Here is an 18,646-nt window from a genome sequence, read left to right on the forward strand (position 1 = left end):
GGGTGATGGGCCCCGATGTCGATCCGTACGAGGGCGTAGTACCCCAACTCGGTATCGTCAGTGTTGCGCGGCTACACAGCATCCTCGGTATTCCCTATGCGTCGCTCGAGATTGGACTGCTGCACCCGAGTCAGCGGCGCCAGTACAGTCCACTGTTTCGTCACTGCCGCAGCTGCATTGCGCGCGGCTACCATAGCGTGGTGCACCAGATGCTGAAATTCAACACCTGTCCGGCACATTATCGGCAGTTGGAAACTGCGTGCCGCCGCTGCGGTTATGAGGCCCCCTACGTCGTGAATGTCCGCCTGCTCGAATCGCCGTATCGATGCGCGTTCTGTGGTGGCAGTTACGGAGGCGGTGGTTGGTCACCAGACAGGGCTCGCCCGATGAAGTCAGAGTACCGCAAGGCGTTGACGCGACGCTATTACGAACGTCACCTGGGATAGGGCGCAGATCCGAAAGTTGCACGCCCGATCAACGATCATCTAGTCAAACTCGAGGGTTGTACATCGCGTGACAGCGACAGCCGGCGCTGTGGGGAATTGACGCCGGTCTTCGCGACACCACGCGCGGTGACGAATTTATTTCGCGGTACGCAAGCCTATGATTTCTTGGCAATTTTCCGATTCCGCGTCGGTGTCGACCTCTGAAGTGACATTTTTACTTCGCAAACGGTGACAACTTTGCTTTGGTCTACGTCCGACGACATGCTGATCGTGCGCGGCGTGAACGTGTTCCCGAGCCAGATCGAGGAGATCGTCGTCGCGCTGCCGCAGCTGTCGGGCCAGTTCCAGATCACGCTGTCGCGCGACGGTCACATGGACCGGCTCGACCTCGCGGTCGAACTGCGCTCCGAAGCGGCCGCGTCCGTCACCGAAAGCGCTCGCGCGGCGCTCGCGCGCGAGCTGCAGCACCGGATCAAGACGATGGTCGGCGTGTCGTCCGGCGTGACGGTGCTGGCGGCCGGCGGCATTCCCGCGACCGCGACCGGCAAGGCCCGGCGCGTGATTGATCGCCGTCATGCGGCGTGATGTTGAAGTGTGTTGATTTCCACCGAACCTTGACCTGCAGTGCGTCGAAAAACACGACCGGATACATTGGCTCGAGTGGTCGCGTAGGCGGGAGGCGCGCACCGATCGTTTCCGCGCGCACTGTCGGTGTCGGGATATCACTTCCAGGAAGCCGGCGCCAATACCGTGCTCGAGCTTGCGCTGACGTTGTCGAACGCGTGCGTGTACTTCGACACGCCGGCTGCACGCGGCATGCCTGCGGATGAAGCCTGCTCCCGTTTGAGTTTTTTCTTCGGCGTCGGCAGCGATTTCTATACGGGAATCGCCAAGCTGCACGCAGCGCGACTCCTGTGGGCGGAGATCGCACACGCGTGCGGCGCGCGTTCGCCCCGGGCGTGCGCGCTGCGCGTGCATTGCCAGACATCGGGCTGGTCGTTGACCGCACAGGAGCCGGAAAACAACATCGTTCGCGTGGCGGCGCAGGCGATGGCCGCGACGTTCGGCGGCACGCAGTCGCTGCACACGAATGCGTACGATGAAGCGCTTGCACTGCCTCCCGCGGCGGCGGCGCGCCTCGCGCGCAATACGCAGCTGATTCTGCAGCATGAAACGGGACTGTGCGATGCGGTCAATCCGTGGGTCGGTTCGTACATGATGAAGTCGCTGACGGACGACATCGCGACGCGCGTGCGTGCCTAACTGGTGGCCATCGACGCGCAGGGCGGCGTGATCGCCGAGATCGAGTCCGGCTGGGTGAAGCGGCGCATGCTGCATGCCGCGGCCGCGACGCAGGCACAGATCGATTCCGGGCGCCGAACCGTGGTCGGCGTGAACCGCTTCGTCGCGGACGAACCGACTGGCGAATTTATGGTGCGCGAGATAGACGGCCGTCATGTGCGTGCCGGGCAGGCGCGGCGAATTGCAGCTGTCAAGGCCGCGCGCGATTCGGCGCGGGTTGCGACGGCGTTGCAGCGGCTGGCCGACGCGGCGCGCGACGGCACCGGAAACCTGCTCGAACGGGCGATCGACTGCATGCGGGCACGTGAGACCGTCGGGGAGTGTACGCGCGCACCGGAATCGGTATGGCCGCGACATGCCGCGGCGGTGGAAGCGGACGGCGAGGGCGTCTACGGCGAACATCGGCGAGACGACGCTGCATGGCGGGCGGCGAAGGGCTGCGTCGACCGGCTGGCGAAGCGCGTGGGACGCAGGCCGCGCATCATGATCGCCAAGCTCGGCCAGGATGGACACGACCGCGGCGCGGCCGTCGTCGCAGCCGAGCTCGAGGACCCCGGATTCGATGTCCTTCGCCTGCCGCTGTTTCAGCAACCGGCATCCGTGGCAGCCGCCGCGCAGGCGCATGGCGCCGATATCGTGGGCATTTCGTCGTTGTTGGGCGGCCACCTCGAGCTCGTCGAAGGGCAGCTCGACGAACTGGCCTTGCATCGCGCCGAGATGCCGGTGGTGCTGGGCGGCGTCTTTCCCGCCGCGGATGCGCGACATCTCAAGACGAAGGGTGTCGCGGCGACTTTCGGGCCCGGCACCCCGCTCGACGAGATCGTCGAAGCGCTATGCGCATGTATCGAGCGGGCTCGGTGTGCGCACCCGGCGAACGTCGCGAACTGACGGGGCGGCCGTTCGTTCCTGCGACAGCGGACGCATCGCATGAACGAGCGGCTGGCGCCGCGTCATGCGATCACGGCGACCCCGTCGGCCGCCCGCACGCCCCGGCCGGCGTCGAGCACGAACAGCGGATTGATCTCGGCTTCGACGAGCCGCTCGCCGAGTTGAAGGGCCATCCGCGAGAACGCGACGAGCGCGGCGGCGAGCGCGTCGACATCCGCTTTCGGCCGGCCGCGATAGCCGTCGAGCAGTGGCCATGTGCGAAGCTCGCGAATCATGTCGCTCGCGTCTCGAAGCGACAACGGTGCATCGGTCGGCAGCATGCGCAGCACTGTGTCGTTCAGGATTTCCGCGGTCACGCCGCCCATGCCCAGCAGGATCGCCGTGCCGAGCGGATCGCGATGCAGACCGACGATCATCTCGACGCCACCCGAAACCATTTCCTGCACGAGGAATGCGTCGGGCGCGAAGCCGGCCGCGGTCTCGACGTCGCAGCGCATGCGCGTGAGTCGCGCGCCGATCTCGTCTGCTGCCAGGCCGACCGCCACACCACCGATGTCGCTCTTGTGCGTGATGCGGTTGGACAGCAGCTTGAGTACGACGCGATCGTCGAAGTCGCGTGCAGCCTGCTCGGCGTCGGCACAAGTCCGTACGACGCGCTCGCGCGCGGGCGTGATACCGAAGCGGGCGAACAGCGCCTTGGCCTGCGCTTCGTCGAGCGGCCCGGTCGGCACGTCGGCCACGTCCACCGTACTCGCTTCGGCGGCGGACGCGGCCTCGGTCACGTCCACGCGCCGACGCCCGGTCTCCCGCATGGCGGCCATCGCGCTGCTGACGCTTTCCGGCGACATGAACGCCGGGACGCCGAGCCGGTTCATCGCGCGCACGACCGTCGGCGCATGCGGGCTGACGAACGCCATCACCGGCTTGTCGGTATCGGGCAAAGCGTCGCGAACGGCGCCGGCCATCAGGTCCGGCATCCCGATGCTGGACGAGCCTGCGATCACGGCGACGGCGTCGTAGGACGAGCTGTCGGCGAGCGTCCGGATCGCGCGGCGCAGCAGGTCCGGCTGCAGGCCGGCCAGCGTCACGTCGATTGGATTCCGGTCGAGCACCGCGTGATCGCCGGTCTGCAGCGCGCGCAATGCAGCGGCCGTATCCGGATCCGGTGCGGGCGTGTCGAATCCGGCGAGGCCGAGATTGTCTGCGACGAGCGTGCCCGCGCCTCCGGTCGACGTGAGAATCGCGACCCGCTTGCCGCGCAGCGAGCGGCCGGATGCCAGCGCATTTGGAATGTCGAGCAGGTCGCCGAACGTGTTCGCGCGGATTACGCCGGCATCGCGGAACAACGCGTCGTACATCCGATCCTCGCCGGCCAGCGCGCCGGTGTGCGAGACGGCCGACTGCGCACCGGATTCCGAGCGGCCGATCTTGTAGACGACGATCGGCTTGCCGGCGCCGGCGGCCTTGCGGGCCGCCGCACGAAAGCGCGCCGGGTCGCGCAGGCCTTCCAGGTACAGCGCGATCACGGACGTGGCCGCGTCGTCGACGAAGAAGTCGATGAAGTCGCTCACGTCGAGATCGACCTCGTTGCTGGTCGAAACGAGTTTCGACAAGCCCATGCCGCGGTCCGCCGCGCGCGAGAGCAGCGCGCCGAGAATCCCGCCGCTTTGCGAGACGACGCTGACGCCGCCGACCGTGAAATCGTCGGTGTCCAGCGCACCGCTGGCGGACAGCGTGACCCCGTCCGTCAGGTTCACGACGCCGATCGTGTTGGGGCCGAGCACACGCATCGATCCTGCCGCCGCCTTCAACTGCGCCTGGCGGCGCATACCGGCCTCGCCGGTTTCCGCATAACCGCTCGCGAGGACGATCGCGGCGGCCGTCCCGCGCCTGGCCAGCGCTTCGACGGCGACGTGGGCGCGATCGGCGCCGAGCAGCACGATGCCGACGTCCGGTGCGGCCGGCAGGGCATCGACGTCCGCGTAGCAGGGCAGTCCGGCGATCGACGAGTAGCGCGGATTCACCGGATAGATTTCGCCCTGGAATCCGTGCTTCTGAAGATACGCGATGGGCCGGCCGGCCGTCTTCGCGGCGTCCGAGGATGCGCCGATGACCGCGACGCTGGCCGGACGCATCAGGTTGGCGATGGCATTCATCAATGGCTCCTGTCAGCGCGTGTTGTCGAGAAATTCACGCACGGCGCTGCGGTGCTCGCGGCTCGTGTAGCAGACGGCCTGCGCCTGGCTGCCTTGCACCAGCATTTGAGCAGCCGACAGTTCGTAGCTCTGGTTCAGCAGTGTCTTGCCGAGCGCGAGTGCGGTAGGCGAGCCCTTGATCAATTCCTGCGCCCAGGCCGTGGCATCGGCAAGCAGCGTATCGGGCGCACTGACGCGATCGGCGATGCCGAGTTCTCGCGCCTCGCGGGCGTCGACCTTGCGACCGCTGAAGATCAGGTCCTTGGCAGCGGCCAGTCCAACGCGCCGCGGCAGGAAGTACAGGCCGCCGCCGTCGGGAATCAGCCCGCGCTTGATGTAGCTCCACACGAACGTCGCCGCCTCCGATGCAACCACGAAATCGCACGACAACGCCATATCCGCGCCCAGGCCGGCCGCGGCGCCGTTGACGGCCGCGATCGTCGGCTTCGGCATCGTATGCAGCAGCGAGACCGCATGATGGACGCGCTGCTGGCGCGACCAGCCGTTGAACGCGACTTCGTCGGCCGGCGCTTCCATGCGCTGGGCCATGCCGGCGATGTCGCCGCCCGCGCAGAAGCCTTTGCCGTTGCCGGTGACGATGACGGCGCGGACTTCCGGCGCGCGCGCCAGCGAATCGAGCGCTTCGATCAGTTCGGTACGCATCGCATCGCTCACGGCGTTGCGCTTGTCGGGGCGATTCAGGGTAAGGGTCGCGATGTTCGATTGAATCGTGACGTCGATGGTTTGCATGTTCGGTTCCTGCGTCGAAGGCGATGGGTCCGGTGCATTCGCCATGCAGGCGGCACGGCGATCCGGTCACAGGTAGCGTAGCGCGCCGCACTGCGCCTGCCATCGCTCTGGTTTCATTGAATGAAACTGTCAGGCACGGTAGATTTGTTTCATGCAGTGAAACGGCGAGATTGCGGTTGGGGCCGAGCCGCCGATAATCGATCTCACCGCCGCCGAATGGATGGATCGAACGTACGCCGCGGCGTGACCAACAAGACTGGAGACAAGATGCAACCCGCCATTGCAACAGAATCGCTCGAGCGAAGCGGCGCCGACCGGCCGGCACTCGACGCGGTTTATGCCAAGGTGACGAAACGGCTGCTGCCGTTCCTCTTCATCTGTTATGTATTCGCTTACATCGATCGCGCCAATATCGGCTTCGCGCATCTGCAGTTCTCGCGCGACATTGGTCTGACGGAAGCGTCGTTCGGCTTCGGCGTCGGACTGTTCTACGTCGGGTATATGATTTTCGAGGTGCCGAGCAACCTGTGGCTTGCTCGTGTCGGCGTGCGCAAGACGCTGATGCGGATCATGGCCCTCTGGGGGCTTGTGTCTGCGGGCACCGCGTTCGTGCAGACGCCGACCCAGTTTTATATTGCGCGGGTTTTACTCGGTGCGGCCGAGGCAGGCTTCTTTCCCGGCGTCATCCTGTACTTCACGTACTGGTTCCCGTCGGCGCGTCGCGCACGCGTGACGGCAATCTTCATGACGGCGATCTGCGTGTCCGGCATCGTCAGCGGCCCCGTTTCCGGTTTCATCCTGAACAACCTGTCGGGCTTGCTTCAGCTCCGGGGATGGCAATGGCTGTTCGTGATCGAAGGGTTGCCGTCCGTCGTGGCCGGCCTGTTCGCATATATCTATCTGACCGATCGCCCGGAGCACGCGACGTGGCTGAGTGCGGACGAGAAGGCGCTGCTGCGCCGCGAACTTGACCACGATGCAGCGCTCAAGGCGTCGCACGCACATGGCTCGATCTGGGATGCGCTGAAGGAACCCAAGTTCTATTTCCTGACGTTCGCGTATTTCAGCGTGCCGTGGGCGAGCATTGTCGTGCACGTCTGGGCGCCGAGCGTGATTCGAAAGAGCGGCATCACGAACTTCTGGTACATCGGTCTGCTGTCGGCCATTCCCTATGTATTCGGTGCCCTCGCGATGTACTGGCTCGGACGCCATTCCGACCGCAAGCTCGAACGGCGGTGGCATTTCATGGGCAGCGCCGTGACGGCCGCGCTCGGCGTCGCGCTGCTGCCGGCGGCGGCGGCGCAGCCGGCAGCGCTCATCGTGCTGCTTTGCATCGCCACGGCCGGCTATCTCGGGATGCTGTCGTTGTTCTGGACGATCCCGCCGGCTTATCTGTCGAGCACCGTAGCCGCGAGCGGCATCGGCCTCATCAGCAGTCTCGGCCAGTTCGGCGGCATCGCGGCGCCTTCGGTGATCGGCTACACGTCGACCCATTTCGGAAGCAGTGCGATCGGCCTGTTTACGGTAGCGGCCGTTTCGATCCTCGGCGGCCTTGCCGTCGTGCTCGGCATTCCGGCCCGCGCGATTCGCGAACGCTGACGCGGTGCGCTCAACTGTCGAGCTGGAGCGTCGCGGCGACGATGTCGTCGCGTAGCCTGAGCAGTCTCGCGGAAAGACGCTCGGTGACCGACGACGGTGCATCGAGCGTACGTAAGCTGAAATTGAGGACAAGTGTGCGATGGCCGGCGATCTCGAGCGGCGTCGCCAACGCGACGACCTCGGGTTGCCAGCTCGCCGCGCAAAACCCGTGCGAATGAACCGATGCAATCGCGTCGTCGATTTCCGACCGGATCTGCGGCCAGGACTGGCGATTCCGCTTGAGCGCAGCGAGTTGCTTCGAACAGGCCGCGTCCGGCAACGACGCAAGATACGCACGTCCGAGCGACGTGAGCGCCATCGGCACGCGCTGGCCGCTGACCACCGTGCGAAGCGACGCGCGGGGGCTGTATCGGATCGATTCGAGATACACCATGTCGTCGCGATCCGGCCCGGCGATGCCGACGTTGATATGCAGCGCCTGCGCCGTTTCCCGAATGCGTGGCGCGGCTGCCTGCAGCACCGTCGAGCTGCTCCGGAGCGCCTGCGCGAGACCCAGAACCGGCAGGCCGAGCCGGTAGCCGCGGCGAATGGCGTCGTGCTCGAGATACCCGGATTCGACGAGCGTCCGCGCGAGCCGGCTGACCGTCGCCTTGGGCAGGCCGGTCAATTCGACGAGATCACCGTTGCCGAGCAGGGTCGCGCCGGATCCGAATGCGCGCAGCAGTTCCAGGCCGCGTTCCAGGGAGCGGTTCGAAACCGTCGACGTCGAGGCGCGTTCGGTTGCGTCGGGCGAACGCGAGGGGCGAGGTTCACGCATGGTTGCAGTCGCTTGGAATGGTGAGAATCGGAGAGTGTCGAATGCTCCGCCTGAACGGCGCAGGATCGTATTCGGTCGGCTATTCACGGTCGCCCGTCGCGAGCCACACGACTTGATCACTCCAGGTCTGGTCGCGCGTAAAGCGGAACAGTTTGTCCTTGAGCAGGTGGATCCACGCATCAACCAGACGCGACGGACGATTTTCGCGCAACGTGCTGATCGATACGGTCGAGCGGATGGCAGGGCGCTCGATCGCGATTGCCTTCAACTCGCCCCGCGCCAGTTCCTCCTGGATCGCGACATAGGTGAGCAACGAATAGCCGACACCCGCGCGAACCAGCTGCTTGGTCAGCGCGACGCTGTCGATCTCGAATTCGACGCGCAATCGGACGCCGTGCTGGACGGCGGCCTGATCGATCAAGCGCCGGTTGCTGTGCGGAAGGCCGGGCAGGATCAACGGCATGTTCGCGAGGTCGCGGATCTGCAACGACTTGCGCGCGGAAGCCGCATCGGGCGGCGCTACGACGATCAACGGCTCGCTGAAGAGCGGAACGATATCGAACGCATCGAGCGGAGGCTGGTTGTAGACCACCGCAAGATCGACGCGCCTGTCGAGCACCCATTCCTGCAGCGAGTTGCTGAGCCCCTCGCGAACATGGAGCGATACGCCCGGCCAGTGCGTGTGAAAGTCACGAACGAGATCGGTGCCGATCAACCGGCCGATCGTCGGCGGCAGTCCGACGGCAAGATAGCCCCGCTCGGCATCGACGCTGGCGCGCACCTGGTCCGCCGTTTCGCTGACCATTCGCGTGATCATCTCGGCATGCTCGAGGAGGCGCGATCCCGCGGCCGTCAAACGAACGCCGCGTCCGTAGCGGGTAAAGAGCGCCACGCCGATCTCTTCCTCGAGCTTGGCGATCTGGCGGCTCAGCGCCGGTTGCGCGATATACAGCTCCGCGGCCGCGCGACTGAAACTGCCGGCGCGGGCGACGTGGATGAAGCTGCGCAGTTCTCGAATGTCCATGTTGATTTTAAGCTATGCCTTCGTGGCATAGAAATACATGTTCATAAGGTCTTTGTCAAAGAAGTTGGCGGATTCTATGCTGCGAACAGATAGCAGATCAACCCATAACGATTCCGGAGACACCATGCATCCCCATCCTCGCGTTCATTCCATTCGTCGTTTGCGGCTGTGCCGCAGCGCTTCGCCGACTCGGCGCTGAGCGGCCTTCGTCGATCATCCGAAGAATCACCGAACACGCTATAGCGAGGAATACTGATGAAAAGCTTGAAGAAACTTCACGTCCAGGTATTGATCGGGCTGGCATGCGCGATCGTGCTGGGCCTGCTGGCGCCGAAGACCGCGATCGCGATGAAGCCGTTCGGGCAGGGGTTCATCGCGTTGTTGAAGATGATGCTCGCGCCGATCATCTTCTGCACGCTGGTGCAGGGCATGGCACACGTCAAGGATCTCAGGATGCTGGGCCGAATGGGCGTGAAATCGCTTGTGTACTTCGAAGTGGTCAGCACGATCGCAATGGTACTGGGCTTCGTGATGGTCAACGTGTTTCCTCCGGGCGCGGGTCTGCATGCCGCCAACATCGCCGAGAGCGCCGAAGCGTTGAAGACGACGTCGAGTGCCGGCGAGATCTCCGCCGTCAGCTACTTGCTGAGTCTCATTCCGCATACGCTCGTCGATGCGTTCGCGAAAGGCGACATCGTGCAGGTCCTGATCATCTCGATCCTGGCCGGGCTGGCGCTGAACGTATCGGTCGGCGCCGATTCGGTGGTACTGCGCGGCATCGACGAGGCGCAAAAGGTACTGTTCCGGATGCTCGCGTTCATCATGCGCCTCGCGCCGCTCGGCGCGTTCGGCGCGATGGCCGCCGCGGTCGGAAGCTACGGCGGTGTGACGCTGCTGTATCTGTTCAAGGTCATCGTTCTCTACTACGCGACGTCCGCGATCTTCGTGTTCGGTGTGCTCAGCGCGATCAGCTGGTCGATCGGCCTGCCGTTCGCCGGGATCATGCGGCTGATTCGTGACGAGCTTCTGCTGACGCTCGGTACCGCATCGAGCGAAGTGGTGTTTCCGCGCCTCGTCGAAAAGATGAAGCATGCCGGCTGCGATGAGGTGGTGGTCGGGTTCGTGCTGCCGGCCGGCTACAGCTTCAATCTCGACGGTACCGCCATCTACATGGCGATCGCAATTGGCTTCATCGCGCAGGCGACGGATACACCGTTCTCGCTCTGGCAGCAGCTTGGCCTGCTCGCGATTCTGAGCCTGACGTCCAAGGGCGGGACGACCGTCGCCGGCGGCGCGTTCGTCAAGCTCGCGGCCACGCTGCAGTCGGTGCGCTCGCTGCCGCTTGGCGGCCTGGGCCTGCTGTTCGGCATCGACCGGATCATGGCCACGGCGACCGCACTCGTGAACGTAGTTGGCAACACGATGGCGGTATTCGCGATCGCCCGCTGGGAAGGTCTGTTCGATGCTGCCGCATTCAACCGCGAAACCGGCCGAACGGCGCGACGTTCGATGCTGCGTTCGCGCACCGTGTCCGCCGAAGCACGGGCCGACCAGTCAGGCGCGCCCGCCAAAGCAAACTGAATTCCGTCGAGGTGATTTCATTCATGGAACGTATATCCACGCTCGCCCCCGAGCATATGTCGGACGCGCAGCGCCAGGTGTACGACGCAATCGCCAGCGGGCCCCGCAAAGGCGTACGCGGCCCGCTGGCAGTCTGGCTGCATCGCCCGAAGCTTGCCGGCTGCGCGCAGGCGCTCGGCCAGTACTGTCGCTACGACAGCAGCGTGCCGCCCCGGCTCTCCGAGCTGGTGATCCTGTCGATGGGGCGCCACTGGCTGGCCGAGTACGAATGGGCAGCGCACAAGCCGTTCGCGCTGGAGGCAGGGCTTTCGATCGACGTGATCAATGCGATTCGCGACGGCGTCGAGCCGCCGTTCGTCCGGGACGACGAGAAGCTCGTGCACGCGTTCGTGACGCAGCTGCATGAACGGCACGGGATCGACGACGCGCTGTATGCCGCGCTCGTCGATGCGCTTGGCGAAGGCGCGGTCGTCGATCTCGTCGGTATCGCCGGCTACTACACGCTGATCTCGATGACGATCAAGGTTTTCAAGGTGCCGCCGCCGGCCGGCGTGGCACCCGAACTTCCTGCAACACACGGTTGAATACACACACATCATGAACGATACATCCATCAATGAAGCGGGCGCAGGCCGCCTGCAAGGCAAGGTCGCGATCGTCACGGGGGCGGGCTGCGTCGGGCCGGGCTGGGGCAACGGCCGCGCGGTGGCCGCACTGTTTGCCGCCGCTGGCGCGAAGATCTTCGCCGTGGATATCAACATGGACGCGATGGCCGAGACGGTCCGCCGTGTCGCCGAGCTTGGCGGGGATATCATCGCGCATACGTGCGACGTCACGAACAGCGACGCCGTCGCGGCCATGGTCGACGCGTGCTGCGCAACCTACGGGCGCGTGGACATCCTCGTCAACAACGTCGGCGGTTCCGCCGCGGGTGGCCCGGTCGCACTGTCCGAGGAGGCGTGGGACAAGCAGGTTGCATTCAACCTGAAGAGCGTCTACCTGACCTGCAAGCACGTACTGCCGGTCATGGAGCAGCAGGGTGCCGGCGCGATCGTCAACACGGCGTCGACCTCCGGCATCCGCTGGACCGGCTCCGCGCAGGTCGCGTATGCCGCCTGCAAGGCCGGCGTGATCCAGCTGTCGAAGGTAGTGGCCGTCGAGTACGCGAAGAAGGGCATCCGCGTCAACACGGTCGTGCCGGGTCAGCTGCATACGCCGATGGTCGAGGCGCGCCTGGCCGGGCAACGCTCCGGCGGCAACGTCGACAAGCTGCTCGAAAGCCGGCTCGCCCGCATTCCGCTCGGCTTCATGGGTGATGGCCGCGACACGGCGAACGCCGCGCTGTTCCTGGCCTCTGACGAAGCTCGATTCATCACCGGTACGGAAATCGTCGTGGATGGCGGCATGACGGCACGGTGCGACTGATGGCGCAGGTTCCGCAGGGCCGCCCCGCAAACACAGTATGGGATTGCCACACGCACATCTACGGGCCGTGGGAACAGTTTCCGGTGCCGGCCGACGCCGCCTACTTGCCCGAAGCGGCGCCGATGTCGCGCTTGCTCGCGGTGCACGAACGACTCGGCGTCACGCATGGCGTGATCGTCCAGGCCGCGTGCTATCGGCACGATCACGCCGCGTTGCTTGCTGCGATCGCTGCGACCGGCGGCGCGTACCGCGGCGTCGCGCTCGTTGACGACACGATGGACGACGGCGCGTTGCGCGAGCTTCACGAAGGCGGCGTGCGCGGCATTCGGTTCAACTTCATGGGGCACTTGCCCGGGGAGCGCGACACGGACAAGCTGCTGCGCATCGCGGAGCGCATTGCCGGGCTCGGCTGGCACGTGCTGCTGCACGGCCGGCTCGCCGACCTGCTCCCAGTGCTCGACACATGGGCCGGGGTCGACATTCCAATGGTGATCGATCACATGGCGCGCCCGTCGTTACAAGCGCCGTGGAACGACGACGAACGCGACGCGTTGATCGTCCATCTCGGCAATCCGCACCGCTGGATCAAGCTGTCCGGCGTGGATCGATGCGCGGGCGGCGACGCGCACGCGTGGCCGGATGCACGGCCGCTCGCGCGCCGGCTGCTCGCTGCCGCACCCGACCGGGCGATCTGGGGATCGGACTGGCCGCATCCGAACATCGAAGGTGTGGCCCCGGACGACTCCGCGCTGCTGGCGTTCGTTCGAGACCTGTGCGGCGACGACGCGCTTGCGGATGCCGTGCTGGCCGGCAATCCGCTGCGGCTCTACGGCTGAGCCGCAGCAGCCCGGGCTTCGACACCCGGTGACAACCAGAAAACACATTCGACTTGCAGTGAACCTCAAGGAGGAGACATGAAGGAAAAACGGAGCTGGCGGACTTGCGTGGCCGCCGCGACATGGGTAACGCTGTGCGCGGCGTCTCAGGGCGCGCATGCCGACGACATTCACGTACTGGCAACCGGCGCGCTGCACGGCGCGTTCGGGCAACTGGTGCCGATGTTTGAAAAATCGTCGGGACATCGTCTCGAGATTGCCTGGGGGCCGTCGTACGGCACGTCCCCAGAGGCATTGCCAATGCGCCTGCGCAATGGCGAGAAGGTCGACATCTGCTTCATGATCAAGCCGGCGCTTCAGCAGGAAGTCGACGCCGGCCGATTCGACCGGGCCACGCTGTCGGACATCGCCGCCAGCGGAATCGGCGTCGCGGTGCGCAAGGGTATCGCCGTGCCCGACGTCAGTACGGACGACGCGCTGCGTCGCGCGTTGCTCTCCGCCAAATCGGTTGCTTTCTCCGAAGGAGCGAGCGGCACCTACATCGTGGGCACGCTGTTCAAGCGGCTCGGCATCGCCGAGCAGATGAAGTCGAAGAGCGTGCTGATTCGCGGCAAGGAACTGGTCGGCACCGCACTCGCGCGCGGTGACGCCGACCTGGGGCTGCAGCAGATCAGCGAACTGAAGGTGACGCCGGGCATCGACTTCGCGGGCCCGCTGCCTGCCGGCGTGCAGAAGACCAGCGTGATCTCGTCGGCGATCGCCGCGAATGCGCAAGCCGTCGAGGCGTCGCGCGCGTTCGCGGCTTTCCTGAAGACGGCGCCCGCCGTGGACGTTCTGCGGAAAACCGGCCTCGATCCGCTTTGAAGCGACGGCCCGTATCGAATCATGAGGAGACAATGAAAGCGAACCAGATCCTGACGCGGCTCGTGCTTGCCGCGGCACTGGCAACCTCGGTTGCCGCCTGCTCCACGCCCCCTGTCGACGCGAACGCGGTTCAACGCACGCTCGTCTCGAAGGGCGACGTTCAGATCGAAACGCTTGCGCAAGGGCGCGGGCCCGTGATCGTGATCCTGCCGTCGCTCGCACGCGGCGCGGAAGATTACGACGAAGTCGCCCGCATGCTCGCGCACGACGGATTTCGTGTATTGCGGCCGCAACCGAGAGGCATCGGCCGCAGCACGGGGCCGATGCGCGACCTCGACCTGCATGCCTTCGCATCCGATGTGGCGCTCGTGCTCGATCGCGAACATACGGGGCCCGTCGTAATCGTTGGACATGCGTGGGGCAGCCAGCCCGCGCGCATGCTCGCGGTCGACCGTCCCGATCTCGTGCGCGGCCTGGTGATGGCCGCGGCTTCGGCGGGCAAGTTGCCGCCGGGGTCGACCGAGAAGCCGTATGGCCGCCTGCGCGAAGCGATCGACGGCGCGGGCGACCCTCGGGTGCCGGAAGCACAGCGGCTGATCTACCTGCGGCAGGCGTTCTTCGCACCGGGGCACGACCCGCATGCCTGGCTGACCGGCTGGTATCCCGCGGTACACACGGCACAGGCCCACGCACGCAACGTCACGCCGATCGATGCGTATTTCGGCGGCGGCAAGGTGCCGATGCTCGATCTGCAGGCGCAGTACGACGCCGTCGTCGTGCCGAACGTGTTCAAGCCGTGGCTCGGCGATCGCGTGACGGTGCAGGTAGTCCCGAACGCCGGTCATGCCATGGCGCCCGAGCAGCCGCGCGCGATGAGCGATGCGATCGCCGCTTTTGCGCGCAAGGTCTACGGCACGAGCTGATCGGCCGCGGAATGCGCCGAAAGAAATGAATGCGTCTGTCAATCAATCAGGAGATCCGGAACATGAAGGTATCGAAACGCGGCATTGTCGCCGCATGCGTATTGTGGTGGACGGTGTCCGCCTTTGCATCGTCCGGCGGGGCGGCGGTCGATCGGGAAATCGTGCGGCATGGCGATGTGCAGATCGAGGTGATGCGCCAGGGGCAAGGCCCGTTGATCGTGATCCTGCCGTCGCTCGGGCGCTCGGGCCGGGATTACGACGTGGTTGCCGAGCGGCTCGTGGCGGACGGCTTTCGCGTGCTGCGCCCGGAGCCGCGCGGCATCGGGCAGAGCAAGGGGCCGATGGACAACCTGTCGGTCCATGATTTCGCGGCGGACGTAGCGACAGTGATCGAGAACGAGCGTCGCGGGCCTGCGATCGTCGTCGGCCATGCATGGGGGAACTTCCCGGCGCGCATGCTGGCTGTCGACCGGCCCGATCTCGTTCGCGGTGTCGTGCTCGCGGCCGCATCCGCGGGAAAGGTGCCGCCGGGTTCGACGGAAAAGCCGATCAGCGCGGAGATTCGGCAGGCGATCGACGGCGCCGGGGACATGTCGCTGCCGGAAGCCAAGCGGATCGAATATCTGAAGAAGGCATTCTTTGCGCCGGGCCACGATCCGCGAGTCTGGCTCGACGGTTGGCATGCCGCCACGCACGACGCCGAATCGCATGCGCGCGAGACGACGCCGGTCGATGCGTATTTTGCGGCCGGCACCGCGCCGATCCTCGATCTCCAAGCCGAATACGACGCCGTCGCACCGCGCCGGTTCTCGAATGTGCTGAAGTCGATGCTTGGCGATCGTGTGACGATTGTCAGGATTCAGAATGCAGGTCACGCGCTTGCGCCCGAGCAGCCGGTTGCCATGGCCGACGCCATCGCAGCGTTTGCGCGGAAGATCACGGCCGCGCAGTGAAGATCCGGTAAAGGCGGCTCGATAGGGCCGCCGTGCATCATCGCGGGGAGCGTCCCATGCTCCCCCGAAATTCTTCCATCTGACGAGTGCGGGCCACGTTTTGTCGGTCCGTTTTCGTAGAGCAAAGCAAAGATGTCAATTCGAGGTGTCCGTCGCACGTGGCTCTTCGCGCCCGAGTTGACGACATTATCGACAATCTCACCGAAATAATGTCGTCACTTCGTCTATGTCCGAAGCAAAGTCGTCAATTCGCGTCGTACGCTCCCCTGAACGACCGTAGAGGCATGATTTATATACGATTCTCGGTATGCGAATCGTTCAGTCGCGACGCCCCGCCCCGGACACGCCCTGGAGGACTGCATGGGCGGTGGCGGCTCGGCCGCTACTGACGGCTTCCGGCCATGAGCGGCCGGTCGAGGTCGTCGTCCAGTTTGGCTGACCGAGGCCTCGTCCGCCCTCGCTCAATGGCCGGTCTTCGGTGAGCAGATCGCAGGTGGCATTGCCTCCACGCAGCCAGAAGCGGCCGCACAAGACGCAAGGAGAGTGACCATTTCCTGGCGGATGACCGCCGGTCAGATTCGATTGACTCGCACGCTATGGACCGAGCCTTAGCTTGGAAACGGCAGGTGCACACGACCTCCGTATCCGCCTCGCCCTTTTACATGAGGTCGCAACTGGCTGATGCATTTTCAGTAGCCGCTGCGGCAATTAACCGTATCCATTGGCTTGACGACACAGCGCGGATTTAGTCGGTCGAGTCGGCGTCCGATGCCTCTGTGAACTCACGTCCTGGCGGCGACCGGGAGTCGGAATGGGGCGCCGAGACGGTTGAAGGCGTTCATCGCGGCAATCGTTATCGTGAGGTCGACAAGTTCCTTCGGCGAGAACGCCGCCGAGGCCGCCGCATAGGCTTCATCTGAAGCATGCGTTTCGCTGACGAGAGTCACCTCTTCGGCCCAAGCCAAGGCGGCGCGCTCCTGAGCGGAGAACAGGTGTGGGACTTCGTCCCACACGGGCACCAGGGTCACCTTGTCGATGGACATGGTCTTTCTAAGATCGCGACTGTGCATATCAATGCAATGGGCACATCCGTTAATCTGTGAAACACGGAGGAACACGAGATGAATGAGTTCCTCGGGCAGGTTGGTGCTTTTGGTCACATAGTGATGGACACCGAAAAGCGCTTTTGCGCCGTCCGGTGCGATCTCGCTCCAGTTCAAGCGTGTCATCTTTGTCCTTTGCCGTTTGGCCATAAAATAACGTCTCTTGGGTCACGGTCGCGGGTTGGTTACTTCCCCTTCGCGCGTGACTCATGACATAACGCGACGTTACTAGCCCGAGATTACGGACAACAGGCCCAAGAATTGGCGAAATGACTGAGCCAAAGACTATGCCCACGCTTGCGATCGAGATAGACCGTACTGCGGCGGCGCCCGTTGGCGAGCAGATCTACGCGAGCCTCAGGCAAGCGATTGTCGACGGCCGTCTTCAACCCGGAAGACGGTTACCCTCTGGAAGGGATCTCGCTGCTCAGCTCGGCGTCGCGCGCGGAACGATTCTGGTGGCCTACGAGCGGCTGGCTTCCGAGAAGCTAGTGGTCGGCGCAGGCTCCGCCGGCACACGCGTCTGCGCGCAACTTCCTCCAGCGCCAACCGAGACCGAGATTCCGCTCGATGGGCCACTGGATGCCTTTACACGACCGTATTCGAGCGCGCCACTACCGTTCCAGATGGGCGTACCGGCTCACGATGCATTCCCCGCCAAGGTCTGGGCTCGAATGCGAGCGCGGGCTGTCCGGGCGGACGCCACCGGATACACGACCTACGCCGACCCTCGCGGCGAGCGCGGCTTGCGCGCACAGATTGCCAGTCACCTGGCCATCAGCCGACAGATTCAATGCCATCCCGATCAAGTTTTTGTGACCAGTGGATACCGTCAGGGACTGATGCTTACACTGATCGCGCTCAGAGCTCACGGTCGCACCGCGTGGATCGAAGAACCGGGCTATCCGCTCGGAAGGAAAGCTCTGGAGCTGGCGGGGCTTACGGTTGCCCCCATCTCCGTAGATGTCGAGGGATTACGTGTCGAGGAAGGAATCGCTCGTGCTCCGCATGCCGCGTTAGCGCTGGTTACGCCAGGCCAACATGCGCCGCTGGGCGTCGCCCTCTCGCCGATGAGAAGACGTACCCTGCTCGAATGGGCTGAAGCAAAGAATGCCTGGATCATCGAAGATGACTACCTGGGTGAACTACAGTTGGTTGGACGGGCGGCGCCCGCCTTGGCTGCGGGTGATGGCGCGCAACGCGTGATCCACATCGGCGCATTCAGTAAGACAATCAGCCCCGCGCTGGGCCTCGGCTTCGTCGTCGCGCCGCGCGCACTGGCCGAACGCGTTGTCGAAACAGTTTCAGTAATGGCACCTGCTCCGAATAGGACGACACAGCTGGCACTAACCGAGTTTCTCGCAGATGGACACTTCATGCGCCACCTCCGACACATGAAGAAGGTCTACGCTGAGCGCCGCTATCTCGCTGTTGAACTGCTCAGAAAGCGGTTTACGGAGGTCGTGGAATCGGGATTGGGGTTGATTGTCAAGTTGCCTGATGGCGTCGATGACCTGGAGATCGTTCATTCCGCGCGCAAGGAAAATCTTGCACCGTCTGCGCTGTCTGCGTGGTACCTACGGACAGAGCTCGCGAGGAACGGCCTACTTTTGAGCGTAACGAATCTTCGGCCCGACAACATCCGTGCGGCGTGTGATGCGCTCGAAGATGTTGTTTCAGCACGCATCTCGCAACATCGAGGCGTCGATGCAAGCCATCGTTTCTTTTGATCGGCTTGGATGGACCGGTATTGAGAGCTTTGCGGTCATCCGTCTCAGCATATCGGCGGTCCACTTCGGGTCGTGAGTACGCACTGCCGACTGGCCGCTTCCGGAAGCGGAATTCCACTGGCCGCTTTCCGGCGATGAGTTTGAAGAGGGGGCTGACGCAGCCCGACCCTAACCCGTCATCCAATCTTCAGCGCTGTCAACGACCGCTGA

Annotated in this window: 16 protein-coding genes and 2 pseudogenes; 13 read left to right on the top strand and 5 right to left on the bottom strand. The window is 64.6% G+C overall.

The window, feature by feature from the left end:
• The 4 genes and pseudogenes from DIE16_RS36945 to DIE16_RS37330 all read left to right on the top strand — a co-directional run.
• A partial coding sequence (locus DIE16_RS36945) for a hypothetical protein (protein ID WP_124894020.1) occupies positions 1 to 446 on the top strand: 446 nt, incomplete at its 5' end.
• 252 nt (positions 447 to 698) lie between these two features.
• Positions 699 to 1,031, top strand: a pseudogene (locus DIE16_RS30500) (phenylacetate--CoA ligase family protein); the annotation flags it as partial.
• 165 nt (positions 1,032 to 1,196) lie between these two features.
• Positions 1,197 to 2,036 (top strand): annotated as a pseudogene (locus DIE16_RS37325) (methylmalonyl-CoA mutase family protein); the annotation flags it as partial.
• A gap of 6 nt (positions 2,037 to 2,042) precedes the next feature.
• Positions 2,043 to 2,636: a cobalamin-dependent protein gene (locus DIE16_RS37330; protein WP_260427845.1), complete on the top strand. Its 594-nt coding sequence runs from the start codon at positions 2,043 to 2,045 to the stop codon at positions 2,634 to 2,636.
• A 62-nt stretch (positions 2,637 to 2,698) separates the two neighbouring features.
• Here the strand turns inward: DIE16_RS37330 and DIE16_RS30510 are convergent, their stop codons facing one another.
• A complete protein-coding gene (locus tag DIE16_RS30510) occupies positions 2,699 to 4,792 on the bottom strand; it encodes an acetate--CoA ligase family protein (RefSeq protein WP_062885785.1) in 2,094 nt (697 codons plus the stop codon).
• Between the two features lie 12 nt (positions 4,793 to 4,804).
• On the bottom strand, positions 4,805 to 5,581 hold the full coding sequence (locus DIE16_RS30515) for an enoyl-CoA hydratase/isomerase family protein (RefSeq protein ID WP_062886093.1): 777 nt from the start codon (positions 5,579 to 5,581) through the stop codon (positions 4,805 to 4,807).
• Between the two features lie 267 nt (positions 5,582 to 5,848).
• Between DIE16_RS30515 and DIE16_RS30520 the strand changes: the two genes are divergently transcribed.
• Positions 5,849 to 7,180, top strand: a complete 1,332-nt coding sequence (locus tag DIE16_RS30520) for an MFS transporter (RefSeq protein ID WP_062886092.1) — start codon at positions 5,849 to 5,851, stop codon at positions 7,178 to 7,180.
• 10 nt (positions 7,181 to 7,190) lie between these two features.
• Here DIE16_RS30520 and DIE16_RS30525 read toward each other — a convergent pair whose 3' ends face one another.
• The gene (locus DIE16_RS30525; RefSeq protein ID WP_062885784.1) at positions 7,191 to 7,997 is read right to left on the bottom strand and encodes an IclR family transcriptional regulator; all 807 of its coding nucleotides are present in this window, start codon (positions 7,995 to 7,997) and stop codon (positions 7,191 to 7,193) included.
• A 79-nt stretch (positions 7,998 to 8,076) separates the two neighbouring features.
• The gene (locus tag DIE16_RS30530) at positions 8,077 to 9,021 is read right to left on the bottom strand and encodes a LysR family transcriptional regulator (RefSeq protein ID WP_062885783.1); all 945 of its coding nucleotides are present in this window, start codon (positions 9,019 to 9,021) and stop codon (positions 8,077 to 8,079) included.
• A gap of 255 nt (positions 9,022 to 9,276) precedes the next feature.
• Here DIE16_RS30530 and DIE16_RS30535 point away from each other — a divergent pair, with 255 nt between their 5' ends.
• The 7 genes from DIE16_RS30535 (at position 9,277) to DIE16_RS30565 (ending at position 15,603) form a co-directional block, all read left to right on the top strand.
• On the top strand, positions 9,277 to 10,602 hold the full coding sequence (locus DIE16_RS30535; RefSeq protein WP_062885782.1) for a cation:dicarboxylate symporter family transporter: 1,326 nt from the start codon (positions 9,277 to 9,279) through the stop codon (positions 10,600 to 10,602).
• 23 nt (positions 10,603 to 10,625) lie between these two features.
• The gene (locus tag DIE16_RS30540; protein WP_062885781.1) at positions 10,626 to 11,186 is read left to right on the top strand and encodes a carboxymuconolactone decarboxylase family protein; all 561 of its coding nucleotides are present in this window, start codon (positions 10,626 to 10,628) and stop codon (positions 11,184 to 11,186) included.
• Between the two features lie 13 nt (positions 11,187 to 11,199).
• Complete coding sequence (locus DIE16_RS30545) at positions 11,200 to 12,027, top strand: SDR family NAD(P)-dependent oxidoreductase (protein WP_062885780.1); 828 nt, start codon at positions 11,200 to 11,202, stop codon at positions 12,025 to 12,027.
• Positions 12,027 to 12,863 carry an amidohydrolase gene (locus DIE16_RS30550; protein WP_062885779.1) on the top strand — a complete coding sequence of 279 codons (837 nt, stop codon included), beginning with the start codon at positions 12,027 to 12,029 and terminating at the stop codon, positions 12,861 to 12,863. Before DIE16_RS30545 ends, DIE16_RS30550 begins: the two co-directional genes overlap by 1 nt.
• Positions 12,864 to 12,941: 78 nt before the next feature.
• The gene (locus DIE16_RS30555; protein WP_062885778.1) at positions 12,942 to 13,727 is read left to right on the top strand and encodes a substrate-binding domain-containing protein; all 786 of its coding nucleotides are present in this window, start codon (positions 12,942 to 12,944) and stop codon (positions 13,725 to 13,727) included.
• 32 nt (positions 13,728 to 13,759) lie between these two features.
• Positions 13,760 to 14,650: an alpha/beta fold hydrolase gene (locus DIE16_RS30560; RefSeq protein ID WP_062885777.1), complete on the top strand. Its 891-nt coding sequence runs from the start codon at positions 13,760 to 13,762 to the stop codon at positions 14,648 to 14,650.
• A 62-nt stretch (positions 14,651 to 14,712) separates the two neighbouring features.
• Positions 14,713 to 15,603, top strand: a complete 891-nt coding sequence (locus DIE16_RS30565; protein ID WP_062885776.1) for an alpha/beta fold hydrolase — start codon at positions 14,713 to 14,715, stop codon at positions 15,601 to 15,603.
• Positions 15,604 to 16,385: 782 nt separating this feature from the next.
• On the opposite strand, the gene DIE16_RS30570 is transcribed toward DIE16_RS30565, so the two are convergent.
• The gene (locus DIE16_RS30570) at positions 16,386 to 16,832 is read right to left on the bottom strand and encodes a carboxymuconolactone decarboxylase family protein (RefSeq protein ID WP_062885775.1); all 447 of its coding nucleotides are present in this window, start codon (positions 16,830 to 16,832) and stop codon (positions 16,386 to 16,388) included.
• A gap of 143 nt (positions 16,833 to 16,975) precedes the next feature.
• Here DIE16_RS30570 and DIE16_RS30575 point away from each other — a divergent pair, with 143 nt between their 5' ends.
• Positions 16,976 to 18,436 (top strand): PLP-dependent aminotransferase family protein, encoded by a 1,461-nt coding sequence (locus DIE16_RS30575; RefSeq protein ID WP_080465590.1) that lies wholly within the window; start codon positions 16,976 to 16,978, stop codon positions 18,434 to 18,436.
• Positions 18,437 to 18,646: the final 210 nt, after the last annotated feature.

It is taken from the genome of Burkholderia sp. Bp9090 (genome assembly GCF_003857985.1).
In the GTDB taxonomy this organism is placed as follows: domain Bacteria; phylum Pseudomonadota; class Gammaproteobacteria; order Burkholderiales; family Burkholderiaceae; genus Burkholderia.

What these genes read in the sequence shown, in the direction of transcription:
- DIE16_RS30535 (WP_062885782.1), top strand. Translation starts at nt 9,277, where the DNA reads ATGAAAAGCTTGAAGAAACTTCACGTCCAGGTATTGATCGGGCTGGCA.
- DIE16_RS30560 (WP_062885777.1), top strand. Translation starts at nt 13,760, where the DNA reads ATGAAAGCGAACCAGATCCTGACGCGGCTCGTGCTTGCCGCGGCACTG.
- DIE16_RS30510 (WP_062885785.1), bottom strand. Translation starts at nt 4,792, where the DNA reads ATGAATGCCATCGCCAACCTGATGCGTCCGGCCAGCGTCGCGGTCATC.
- DIE16_RS30540 (WP_062885781.1), top strand. Translation starts at nt 10,626, where the DNA reads ATGGAACGTATATCCACGCTCGCCCCCGAGCATATGTCGGACGCGCAG.
- DIE16_RS30570 (WP_062885775.1), bottom strand. Translation starts at nt 16,832, where the DNA reads ATGACACGCTTGAACTGGAGCGAGATCGCACCGGACGGCGCAAAAGCG.
- DIE16_RS30525 (WP_062885784.1), bottom strand. Translation starts at nt 7,997, where the DNA reads ATGCGTGAACCTCGCCCCTCGCGTTCGCCCGACGCAACCGAACGCGCC.
- DIE16_RS30550 (WP_062885779.1), top strand. Translation starts at nt 12,027, where the DNA reads ATGGCGCAGGTTCCGCAGGGCCGCCCCGCAAACACAGTATGGGATTGC.
- DIE16_RS30520 (WP_062886092.1), top strand. Translation starts at nt 5,849, where the DNA reads ATGCAACCCGCCATTGCAACAGAATCGCTCGAGCGAAGCGGCGCCGAC.
- DIE16_RS30545 (WP_062885780.1), top strand. Translation starts at nt 11,200, where the DNA reads ATGAACGATACATCCATCAATGAAGCGGGCGCAGGCCGCCTGCAAGGC.
- DIE16_RS30555 (WP_062885778.1), top strand. Translation starts at nt 12,942, where the DNA reads ATGAAGGAAAAACGGAGCTGGCGGACTTGCGTGGCCGCCGCGACATGG.
- DIE16_RS30565 (WP_062885776.1), top strand. Translation starts at nt 14,713, where the DNA reads ATGAAGGTATCGAAACGCGGCATTGTCGCCGCATGCGTATTGTGGTGG.
- DIE16_RS30575 (WP_080465590.1), top strand. Translation starts at nt 16,976, where the DNA reads ATGACTGAGCCAAAGACTATGCCCACGCTTGCGATCGAGATAGACCGT.
- DIE16_RS30515 (WP_062886093.1), bottom strand. Translation starts at nt 5,581, where the DNA reads ATGCAAACCATCGACGTCACGATTCAATCGAACATCGCGACCCTTACC.
- DIE16_RS30530 (WP_062885783.1), bottom strand. Translation starts at nt 9,021, where the DNA reads ATGGACATTCGAGAACTGCGCAGCTTCATCCACGTCGCCCGCGCCGGC.
- DIE16_RS37330 (WP_260427845.1), top strand. Translation starts at nt 2,043, where the DNA reads ATGCGGGCACGTGAGACCGTCGGGGAGTGTACGCGCGCACCGGAATCG.